The organism is Thiocapsa sp. (assembly GCF_022340925.1).
GTDB lineage: Bacteria > Pseudomonadota > Gammaproteobacteria > Chromatiales > Chromatiaceae > Thiocapsa.
Map to the genome: position 1 here is coordinate 20955 of NZ_JAJDNA010000022.1, position 9001 is coordinate 29955.

The window sequence follows — 9001 nt, forward strand, 5'->3', positions numbered from 1 at the left end:
CGCTGCGCGCCCCACCTTCATCAGCGACGCACCTCAAAGACCCTCCACGACCCCCCGCCCCTATTCCGCTCTTTCCGGCGTCCGCCACGATCTGCTCCGGTTTTCGCTTCGGCTCGCATTCGAGTGAGCCGACGATGGTCAGCGCCGTGCTCCACATCGTCCTGCGGGTGGCCTCAGAATCTCATTCAGAATCGGTGTGGGGCATGCATGCCTGTCGTCCGGGGCGAGGCGCCCCGGCTCGGTTAGATGCGCAACAGAAGCCGCGCGGGATCCTCCAGGGTCTCCTTGATGGTCACGAGGAATTGCACCCCGTCGCGCCCGTCGATGATGCGGTGGTCATAGGTCAGGGCGAGGTACATCATGGGCGCGACCTTGATCTGCCCATCCTCGGCGACCGGGCGCTCCTGGATCTTGTGCATCCCAAGGATCGCACTTTGTGGTGGGTTGAGGATCGGCGTGGAGAGCAGTGAGCCGAAGACCCCGCCGTTGGTGATCGAGAAGGTCCCGCCTGTCAGCTCCTCGTAGCTCAGATTGCCGTCTTTCGCCTTCTGGCCGAAGTCCACGATGCCCTGCTCGATGTCGGCCATCGTGAGCTGGTCGCAGTTGCGCAGGATCGGGACCACCAGGCCGCGGGGTGAGCTGACCGCGATCCCGATGTCGTAGTAGCCGTGATAGATGATGTCATCGCCATCGACCGAGGCGTTGACGACCGGGAAGCGCTGCAGTGCTTCCACCGATGCCTTCACGAAGAAGGACATGAAGCCGAGCCGGACCCCATGGGTCTTCTCGAACTGACCCTTGTAACGGCTCCGCAGCTCGATGACCGCCTTGAGATCGACCTCGTTGAACGTGGTCAGCATGGCCGCGTTCTGCTGGGCCTGGACCAGACGCTCGGCGATACGGGCGCGCAGGCGCGTCATGGGCACCCGCTGCTCGGGGCGGCCGGCCTCGCCGGTGAGGCTCGGGGCGGGCGGCGGCGGTGCCGGCACGATCTCCGGATTCTTCGTGGGGGTCTCCTCCTCGCGCGCATCGAGGTAGGCAACGACGTCGGCCTTCTGGATCCGTCCGTCCCGACCTGTCCCGCGGATCTCCCGGGGATCGAGATTCAGCTCCTTGACCAGGCGCCGCGCGGCGGGCGCGACGAGCGGAGCGTTCTCGGAGGCGGTCTCTGCCGCCGGCTCTATCGCCTCGGGAGTAGCGGCGGGCCCTTGGCGCCCGGCCACAGGCTTCTCTGTCGTGCCTGCCTCGACCAATGCCAGTATCGCATCGGATTGCACCACGTCGCCCTCTTTGGCCAGGATTTCACCGAGGATGCCGTCGATCGGCGCGGGCACCTCCAGCACCACCTTGTCGGTCTCCAGATCGACCAGGTTCTCCTCCCGCTTGACGGCGTCGCCGGGGTGTTTGTGCCAGGCCGCGACCGTGGCATCGGCGACCGACTCGGGGAGGGCGGGTACGCGGACTTCGCTGCTCATTGAGGAGGGATCCTTTTGTTCATGCTTGGGTTGAAGCGCCCGGTCAGGGCCTCGTCGATCAGGCGCTCCTGCTGCTCGACGTGGGCGGAGCGGTGACCGACGGCCGGCGCCGCAGACGCTGGACGACCGACGTAAAGCGGCCGCTTGCCGTCCTGGATCAGCTCGTGAAAGCGATGCTTGATCTGGTCCCAGGCCCCCTGGTTTTGCGGCTCTTCCTGACACCAGATGATTTCTTCGGTGGCGCCATAGGGCTCCAGCGCCGCGGCGAACTGGTCTTTCGGGAAGGGATAGAGCTGCTCGACGCGGATGAGCGCGACGTTCGTCAGTCCGCGGGTGCGTCGTGCCTCCAGAAGATCGTAATAGACCTTCCCGCAGCAGAAGATGACCCGTTCCGTCTGGGCGGGGTCGATCGGATCGATCTCGCCGATGACCGGGCAGAACTGTCCGGCCCCGAGCTCGTCGAGTGTCGAGACCGCAAGGCGATGGCGAAGCAGGCTCTTCGGCGTCATGACGATCAGAGGCTTGCGGTAGTCGCGGACCATCTGGCGGCGCAGGAGGTGGAACATCTGCGCGGGCGTGGTGGGCACGCAGACCTGGATGTTGTGCTCGGCGCAGAGCTGCAGAAAGCGCTCGATGCGGGCGGAGGAGTGCTCAGCGCCTTGGCCCTCGAGTCCGTGCGGCAGCAGCATGACCAGTCCGCAGCAGAGCCCCCACTTGGTGCCGGCGGAGGTGATGAACTGGTCGATCACGACCTGCGCGCCATTGGCGAAGTCGCCGAACTGGGCCTCCCAGATCGTCAGGGCGCTGGGCTCGGCGGTCGCGAAACCGTATTCATAGGCCAGCACGGCCGCCTCGGACAGGATGGAGTCGATCGCGATGAAGGCGCCCTGATGCTCCCCGAGATGCTGCAAGGGCGTGTAGGCCTCCCCGCTCGCCTGGTCGTGGATCTTGGCATGGCGATGGAAGAAGGTCCCACGCCCTGTATCCTGGCCGGAGAGGCGCACCGGAACGCCGGCCTCCAGTAGGCTGGCATACGCGAGGTTTTCGGCGAATCCCCAGTTCAGCAGCTGGTCTCCCTGGGCCATCTTACGTCGTTCGTCCCAGAGCTTCTCGACCCGCGGGTGGAGCTCGAAACCCTCGGGGACGCGCAGCAGGGCCTCGGTGAGCTCGCGCAGCTTCTCGACCGGGACGCCCGTGTCGACGTTCTGGTCCCAGTTGGTGCCGCGACAGAACCCCCAGTCGACCCGATAGCCGTGGTCGAGCCCGCAGAGCACCGGCCGCGCGACGACGACCCCATGCTCGATCGAGTCGCGGTAATCGACGATCATGGCCTCCGCCTCTTCCTTAGAGAGGATGCCGTCTGAGATGAGCCTGTCGGCATAGACGGCTCGCGGGGTCGGGTGCTGGCGGATCTTCTTGTACATCATCGGCTGGGTGACCGATGGCTCATCGGCCTCGTTGTGGCCGAGTCGGCGATAACAGATCAGGTCGATGATGACGTCCTTGTGGAACTGGTTGCGGAAGTCGAGCGCCATCCGGGTGACGAAGACTGCGGCCTCCGGGTCGTCGCCGTTGACATGAAAGACCGGTGCCTGGACCATCTTGGCCACGTCGGTGCAGTAGAGCGTCGAGCGGGTGTCCAGCGGATTGCTGGTGGTGAAGCCGATCTGATTGTTGATGACGATGTGCACCGTGCCGCCGGTCGCGTAGCTTCGTGTCTGTGAGAGCTGCAGCGTCTCCATCACCACGCCCTGACCGGCGAAGGCGGCATCGCCGTGGATCAGCACGGGCAGGACCCGATCACCCTTACGATCGTGGCGTCGGCGCTGGCGAGCCCGCACCGAGCCTTCGATTACCGGGTCGATGATCTCCAGATGCGAAGGGTTGAAGCCCAGCGCCAGATGGACGATCCCGCCGGGCGTGTCGATGTCGGTGGAAAACCCCATGTGGTATTTGACGTCGCCTGCCATCTGGCGCCAGTCCATCTGGACCCGGCCCTCGAACTCGTCGAAGATGTCCTGGGGCGGTTTGCCGAAGATGTTGGTCAGCACGCTCAGACGCCCGCGATGGGCCATGCCGATGACCACCTCTTGTTGCCCCTTTCGCCCGGCGCGCTGGATGAGCTCGTCGAGGAGCGGGATGAGTGCGTCGCCGCCCTCGAGCGAGAAACGTTTCTGGCCGACATACCGCTGGTGGAGATATTTCTCGAACCCCTCGGCGGCGGTCAGCAGGGTCAAGAGCCAGCGCCGGTCGGCCGTCTCGAGCTCCGGTGTCGCCCGGTAGCCCTCCAGGCGCTTCTGAATCCAGCGTTTCTCCTGGGTATCCGTAATATGCATATACTCGGAGCCGACCGTCCTGCAGTAGATCTGCTCGACCATCGCGATGATGTCGCGCAAGGGCATGCGGTCTGGCGCGTAGAGCGAGCCCGTGTGAAAGACTTGGTCCATGTCGTCCGGCTCCAGGTTATGGTAGGCCGGGTCCAGGTCGGCGATCTTGGGTGCGTCGCGCAGCTTGATGGGGTCGAGGTCGGCGATCTGATGGCCACGGTAGCGGTAGCCGTTGATCAGGGAGAGAACCGCCGCCTGTTTCTCGGCGGCTGCCGGCTCGAGACGCTCGGTCGATCGTGTGCGGGCCCGCGACCGGCTCTCTTGGGCAAGGCGCAGGAAATTCTCCCGGACCGGTCCGTGGGCGACCTCATTGGCGCCCTCCTGGTGCATGGCTTGAAAGCGTTCGCGCCATCTCAGGTCGACGCTCTCCGGGTCTTTCAGGTAACGTTCGTAGAGATCTTCAATAAACGCCGCGTTACCGCCATACAGGGCGCCGGAACTGCGGAACAGCTCAAGGATCGCGCTCATGCTCGGTCTTGTTTCTCGGTTTTCAATTTATGTATGGATAATAGGTGCTTATAACACAACTCGCGAAGCCTTGTGCAGGCAGCGGCGACCTCAACGTGGGCTGCCCCGTTCGGCCGGGCGCACATCATCGCCGATCCCCCGGCTCGGTGTCTCCTGAGCCGTGATCGAGAGGCGCGGCGATCCCGGGTGGCGTCAAGGCTTCTCGGCCGAGTTGGGGGAGCGCAAACGCCTGCGCACGTGTCTCGCCCGCCTCGAGGCCGACATCGCCTATTTCCAAGCGCGTCTCGAGATGATCGGCGAACCGACGACGTCCAACCAGCTCGCCCAGCGAAAGGCCTTCAAGCAGCTGCTCGAGACAGTGTCGGCCGAGGCGCTCCAGCTCAAGCGGGAGCACCCGGACGTTTGGTAGGATCCGCGCCCGGGCGGGGCGATCTGCACGGATCCGATCCGGACGCAACCGGCTCCGCGCAGGCTCCTTCCCCGGTCGTTCAGGCGGTTCGAATCCGGCCGACCGCTGTGACACAATCGCACCCCTTCGCCGCCTTTGCAGTCCAAAGCTCGACTTCGCGCCGGCGTTCTTCTATTGACTGCCCCTGGATTCAACATGTCGAACATCATCCGTATCGCGACCCGAAAATCCCCATTGGCGATGTGGCAGGCCGAGCATGTGGCCGCGCTTCTCCGCGAGATGCATCGCGGACTCGAGGTCGAGATCGTCGGAATGACCACCAAGGGCGACAAGCTCTTGGACGCGCCATTGGCGAAGGTAGGCGGCAAGGGTCTGTTCGTCAAAGAGCTCGAGCAGGGGATGCTGGATGGTGAGGCCGATGTCGCCGTCCATTCTATGAAGGATGTCCCGGTGGATTTTCCTGAGGGTCTTCACTTGGCCGTGATCATGGATCGAGAGGACCCGCGGGATGCCTTCGTATCGAGCCGATACCCGAACCTCGATGCATTGCCCGCCGGCGCCTGTGTCGGGACCTCGAGTCTGCGGCGCCAGTGTCAGATCGCCGACCGTCGCCCCGATCTTCGCATCGAGCCATTGCGCGGCAACGTGAACACTCGGCTCGCGAAGCTCGACGCCGGTGAGTACGATGCCATCATCCTGGCGGCCGCGGGACTGATTCGACTGGGTTTCGAGTCCCGCATTCGGGGTCGCATCGAACCCGAGGAGAGTCTGCCGGCGATCGGACAGGGCGCGATCGGGATCGAGTGTCGCAGCGTCGACCAGCGGATCAATGACCTGATCGCGCCCTTGCACCATCGCGATACCGCAGACAGGGTGTTGGCCGAGCGGGCGATGAACGCGCGCCTGCACGGCGGCTGTCAGGTGCCGATTGCCGGGCACGCGTCGATCGAGGCTGACCGCCTGCGGCTCAAGGGGCTGGTCGGGACACCGGATGGCAGTCGCATCCTGCGTGCCGAGTCCGCGGGCCCGCGTGACGATCCGGAACGCATCGGGACACGGGTCGCCGACGATCTGCTGGCACAGGGCGCCGCAGAGATCCTGGATGCCCTGAAAGAGGCATGATGCGCTCACCCTGTGACCTCGGCGGCAGGGGGGTGTTGGTGACCCGCCCGGCGGCGCAGGCAGCGGGCCTATGCCGGTTGATCGAGGCCGCCAATGGGCGCGCGCTTGCCGTGCCCAGCATCGAGATCGTGCCCACCGCGAATCCCCGCCGCGCCGCCGCCCTGCTGGCGGAAACATGGGATTTCATGTTCTTCGTCAGCCGCAATGCGGTCGAGCAGGCCAATGCCCTGGTGGCGGACGGGACCTGGCAGCAGGCGCATCAGGTCGTGGCCGTCGGGCGCGCGACCGCGCAAGCACTGAGCCGCTCGGGAAGGGCGCCCGATCTGGTCCCGGACCAGCGTTTTGACAGCGAGAGCCTGCTGCGGATGCCCGAGCTGGCCGACCTGTGGGGCTCTCGCATCCTGATCGTCCGCGGAGAAGGCGGACGCACGCTGCTGGGTGACACGCTGCGCGCACGCGGCGCTCGCGTGACGTATGCGGAGGTCTACTCGCGGCTGCGGCCCGACTTCGACCCGGCCCCGCTCTTGGCACAGTGGGCCCAATCTGTCGCGATGGTCACCGCGACGAGTGAGGAGGTGTTGCTGAACCTCTTGGAGATGCTGGGGCCGCAAGGACGCTCCCGGCTGCTTGCCACGCCCCTGGTGGTGGTCGCGGATCGCACGGCGGTGACGGCGCGCGAACTGGGTTTCGCCCGGGTGCAGGTGGCGGAGCGTGCCGAGGATGCTGCCGTCGTTCAGGCGTTGTGCGCGCTCTCAAGCCAGGGCTGAGCCCGCCGCGTTGCCCGCGGGCTGGCTTGGAAAAGGCGTCGGGACGCCGATCGCGCGATCCCCGCTATGGGGGAAGCAGGCCTTCGGCCTTGAGCTTATCGATGACTGCGCCAATCACCTCGCTGATCCTCGTCTCTTCGGATTGGGGGTCCAGTGGATCCGAGCGACCGGACCACACCAGGGTTGCCCGTCCGGCGTCGTAAAGATTGGTCTCCAGCCTCAGTGCGCGATAGTCGGCGTAGTAGTCGGCAGTCGTGACCTTGCCCAGGACGTGCCCGTAATACGGGTAGAAGCGGTCGTAGAGGCTGGGGAGCACATGCGTGCGCGTCCCCGTCGAGCTGGGATCGGTGTCCTCGGCTGCCAGATAGGTGACGATCACACCGTCGGCGCTCGAGCGCCCAACCGCTTCCTGCACCGCCTTGGAGCTCCGCAGGCGCTTGTCCGGGATGAGGGTGTGCGATGCGATGGCCTTGACGCCGATGTCTTGGAGAGCGCTGACAAAGTTGTCTTCGTAGGCGCGGCGCACGGTCGGATTGGCGGCGACCCCGAAGACCAGCAGGTCATGGTACTGCGATCGGGCAGTCCCGGGGGCGACCCAGGTGGAGCTCAGCGGACCGGGCGCGCAGGAGACCGTCATCAGGGCGATGAAACCGCATGCGACGGCATGAAGGACTGGGCGCATACGCTAAGGTTCCGATGGCTCGGCTGGTAATGGGTTCGGGCGCGGCAGTGTGCCCTGATTGGAGCACCCAGGACAAGTGCGGATCGAGCCCCCGCCCAGGGGCGGTCCGGTGGCCTGCGTCTAAAGCCCACGAGTCCCTCGCGATTCAATCCGCCGGACTCTCCTGGGCATCATCAGGCCGATCCGACGTGCCCGGCCGCTTCTCGTCCCGGGCATATTCGAAGGCGTCGGAAAACATCCGATCGCGCGGTAATCCGCCGTCCTCGAAGGCGGTCCGCGCGGCCTCGACCATGGCGGGGGGACCGCTCATATAGACGTCGAAGCCGCTGAGATCAGGGTGGTCCTCGACCACGGCCTCATGGACGAGGCCGCGGCGCCCCGACCAATCCGGATCCGGCTCCGAAAGGACAGGGGTGAAGCGGAGACTCGGGTAGCGGTCCGCCCAGCGCTCGGGAAGGGCGTGCAGATAGATGTCTCGGCGTGAGCGAACACCCCAGTAAAGCCAGATCGGGCGGTCGAGTCCGATGTGGATCGCGTGCTCGATCATGCCTTTGAGCGGCGCAAACCCGGTGCCGCCCCCCATCATGATGATCGGGCGGGAGGACCCTTCGTCCAGCACGAAGGTTCCGAGCGGCCCCTGGATCCGGAGGATGGTCTTCTCGGGCATGCCCTCGAAGACGTACTGCGTGAACTCACCGCCCGGGATGTGGCGGACGTGGAGCTCGATCTCCATGTCGTCGTGCGGTGCATTGGCGATGGAGAAGGCCCGCCTGCGGCCATCTCGGAGGATGAAATCCACGTATTGTCCCGCAAGAAACTGCAGGCGCTGGTTTTCCGGAAGCTTCAGGTAGAGCCGCATGACGTCATGACTGAGGCGCTCCTTCTTGACCACCCTGCAAGGCAGCGTCTTCACCTCGATCTGGGCTGCCCCGGCGACCTCGCGAACACCGAGCACCAGATCGGACGTGGGCACCGCCTGGCAGGTCAGGCAGGTGTCGGCCGGTTGCCCCTCCAGCGCCTCGGTCCGGCCGCTCGGATACTCAACCCGGCCCGCGAGCAGACGCCCGGCGCAGGATCCGCATTTGCCGTCACGGCAACCGTAGGGCAGCCCGATGCCTTGGCGCAAGGCGGCGGCAAGCACAGTCTCACCCGGGTCGACGACGAAGGTGTGTCCCCCGGGGTCGGTGCGAATCTTGAAACTCATAAGACCTCTTCCAATCTAATCAAACGTGTCTGTGACGAGAAGCGGATTGATCGGCCATCCTGGCCGCCAATCAGTGCGGAAAGCGAAACCGCGGTTTCCGCTTTCTTTTATTGTCAGCCGCTTACGCGGCGGAAATCGGCGGGCTTTCTGCCTCGCACGGGACGCGATGAAATCTTCAACGCGTCCTTTTGGCCTTGACGCATCGAGCGGCTAAAGCGAAAACGGCTCCGTACGACGGTTTCTCCCGTGCGGCAATCGGAGGTCGCCTCAACCGCCCAGATACCAGTATGTCATGATGACGCACACCTTCGTCCTCGGCTGCGGATATGTGGGCACGCGTGTCGCCCGCCAATGCTTGAAGCAGGGCCGGTCCGTGACCGGTCTGGTTCGCACCGGCGGGAGCAGCGCGCGTTTGACGCAGGCAGGGGTTCGCCCCGTCCGGAGGGACCTTGCGACCGACGACCTCTCGGATCTGACGTTTGCTGGC

Annotated in this window: 7 protein-coding genes and 1 pseudogene; 4 read left to right on the forward strand and 4 right to left on the reverse strand. The window is 65.3% G+C overall.

Annotation, left to right across the window (positions count from 1 at the left end):
- Positions 1 to 242 precede the first annotated feature (242 nt).
- Both odhB and LJE61_RS03280 read right to left on the reverse strand, forming a co-directional pair.
- Positions 243 to 1475, reverse strand: a complete 1233-nt coding sequence (gene odhB / locus LJE61_RS03275) for a 2-oxoglutarate dehydrogenase complex dihydrolipoyllysine-residue succinyltransferase (protein ID WP_296917409.1) — start codon at positions 1473 to 1475, stop codon at positions 243 to 245.
- Positions 1472 to 4330, reverse strand: coding sequence for a 2-oxoglutarate dehydrogenase E1 component (locus LJE61_RS03280; protein ID WP_296917410.1), 2859 nt, complete (start codon positions 4328 to 4330; stop codon positions 1472 to 1474). Before LJE61_RS03280 ends, odhB begins: the two co-directional genes overlap by 4 nt.
- Before the next feature lie 160 nt (positions 4331 to 4490).
- Between LJE61_RS03280 and LJE61_RS03285 the strand changes: the two genes are divergently transcribed.
- The 3 genes from LJE61_RS03285 (at position 4491) to LJE61_RS03295 (ending at position 6628) form a co-directional block, all read left to right on the forward strand.
- A complete protein-coding gene (locus LJE61_RS03285; protein WP_296910770.1) occupies positions 4491 to 4739 on the forward strand; it encodes a hypothetical protein in 249 nt (82 codons plus the stop codon).
- A 195-nt stretch (positions 4740 to 4934) separates the two neighbouring features.
- Positions 4935 to 5861 (forward strand): hydroxymethylbilane synthase, encoded by a 927-nt coding sequence (gene hemC, locus LJE61_RS03290; RefSeq protein ID WP_296917411.1) that lies wholly within the window; start codon positions 4935 to 4937, stop codon positions 5859 to 5861.
- Positions 5861 to 6628, forward strand: a complete 768-nt coding sequence (locus LJE61_RS03295) for a uroporphyrinogen-III synthase (RefSeq protein WP_296910804.1) — start codon at positions 5861 to 5863, stop codon at positions 6626 to 6628. Before hemC ends, LJE61_RS03295 begins: the two co-directional genes overlap by 1 nt.
- 64 nt (positions 6629 to 6692) lie before the next feature.
- On the opposite strand, the gene LJE61_RS03300 is transcribed toward LJE61_RS03295, so the two are convergent.
- On the reverse strand, positions 6693 to 7310 hold the full coding sequence (locus LJE61_RS03300) for a hypothetical protein (RefSeq protein ID WP_296910766.1): 618 nt from the start codon (positions 7308 to 7310) through the stop codon (positions 6693 to 6695).
- A 145-nt stretch (positions 7311 to 7455) separates the two neighbouring features.
- A complete protein-coding gene (locus LJE61_RS03305) occupies positions 7456 to 8514 on the reverse strand; it encodes a CDP-6-deoxy-delta-3,4-glucoseen reductase (RefSeq protein ID WP_296910802.1) in 1059 nt (352 codons plus the stop codon).
- A 292-nt stretch (positions 8515 to 8806) separates the two neighbouring features.
- Between LJE61_RS03305 and LJE61_RS03310 the strand changes: the two are divergent.
- Positions 8807 to 9001: pseudogene (locus LJE61_RS03310) on the forward strand (SDR family oxidoreductase); the annotation flags it as partial.

What these genes read in the sequence shown, in the direction of transcription:
- odhB (WP_296917409.1), bottom strand. Translation starts at nt 1,475, where the DNA reads ATGAGCAGCGAAGTCCGCGTACCCGCCCTCCCCGAGTCGGTCGCCGAT.
- LJE61_RS03280 (WP_296917410.1), bottom strand. Translation starts at nt 4,330, where the DNA reads ATGAGCGCGATCCTTGAGCTGTTCCGCAGTTCCGGCGCCCTGTATGGC.
- hemC (WP_296917411.1), top strand. Translation starts at nt 4,935, where the DNA reads ATGTCGAACATCATCCGTATCGCGACCCGAAAATCCCCATTGGCGATG.
- LJE61_RS03295 (WP_296910804.1), top strand. Translation starts at nt 5,861, where the DNA reads ATGCGCTCACCCTGTGACCTCGGCGGCAGGGGGGTGTTGGTGACCCGC.
- LJE61_RS03300 (WP_296910766.1), bottom strand. Translation starts at nt 7,310, where the DNA reads ATGCGCCCAGTCCTTCATGCCGTCGCATGCGGTTTCATCGCCCTGATG.
- LJE61_RS03305 (WP_296910802.1), bottom strand. Translation starts at nt 8,514, where the DNA reads ATGAGTTTCAAGATTCGCACCGACCCCGGGGGACACACCTTCGTCGTC.